Source organism: Roseateles sp. P5_E8, from assembly GCF_054177665.1.
The window spans coordinates 1-1,154 of sequence record NZ_JBGCUM010000134.1; the positions used below are offsets into that span (position 1 = coordinate 1).

Annotated in this window: 1 rRNA gene; it reads left to right on the forward strand. The window is 50.1% G+C overall.

The annotated features are described in order from the left end of the window. Positions 1–563: 563 nt before the first annotated feature. Positions 564–1,154 (forward strand): 16S ribosomal RNA (locus tag ACXRVZ_RS27605); the annotation flags it as partial.

Here is a 1,154-nt window from a genome sequence, read left to right on the forward strand (position 1 = left end):
AAAAACCTGTGCTACAGTCGTGGGCTTCGCTGATGACAAAGCGCTGAGTGATCTGGAAGCGGATTGCAGGGCGTAGAGGGGTTGGCGGAGTCGGGTTGAAAGACCTGGGCGGGCTTGAGACAAGTCGGCGGGTGCTTCGAAGGGTTCGAAAGAATTTTTGAAAAGTACTTGACGATGCTGCGAAAGCAGATCAAAATCTCGCCTCTTTGCTGCTAACGAACAAAACGCGAAAGCGGATAGTTTGAAAGTAGTAAAGAAACTGCAAGTTGCCGAGTATGGCGGAAAGAAATTTTCAAAAATACTTGACGACAAAGCGAAAAGCAGATTAGAATCTCGCTTCTTTGCTGCTGACGAATAAACAACGTCAGCGCCGCAGATTGAAGAGTTAAGACTCTGAAGTTTGCGATGTTCTTTAAAAATTAACAGCCGATAAGCGTGGGCGTTTGAGGCGAAGTGATGTTATCAGGTGACTGATGACGGTCCTTCGGACTTTAAACGCTCACGGAAATTAGATTTGAATCATGCAAATGGTTTAAGTCGATTCCGTTGAGTAAATCAAGATCGAACTGTAGAGTTTGATCCTGGCTCAGATTGAACGCTGGCGGCATGCCTTACACATGCAAGTCGAACGGTAACAGGTTAAGCTGACGAGTGGCGAACGGGTGAGTAATATATCGGAACGTGCCCAGTCGTGGGGGATAACTGCTCGAAAGAGCAGCTAATACCGCATACGACCTGAGGGTGAAAGCGGGGGATCGCAAGACCTCGCGCGATTGGAGCGGCCGATATCAGATTAGCTAGTTGGCGGGGTAAAAGCCCACCAAGGCAACGATCTGTAGCTGGTCTGAGAGGACGACCAGCCACACTGGGACTGAGACACGGCCCAGACTCCTACGGGAGGCAGCAGTGGGGAATTTTGGACAATGGACGCAAGTCTGATCCAGCCATGCCGCGTGCGGGAAGAAGGCCTTCGGGTTGTAAACCGCTTTTGTCAGGGAAGAAAAGGGCGTTTCTAATAAAGATGCCTCATGACGGTACCTGAAGAATAAGCACCGGCTAACTACGTGCCAGCAGCCGCGGTAATACGTAGGGTGCAAGCGTTAATCGGAATTACTGGGCGTAAAGCGTGCGCAGGCGGTTATGCAAGACAGATG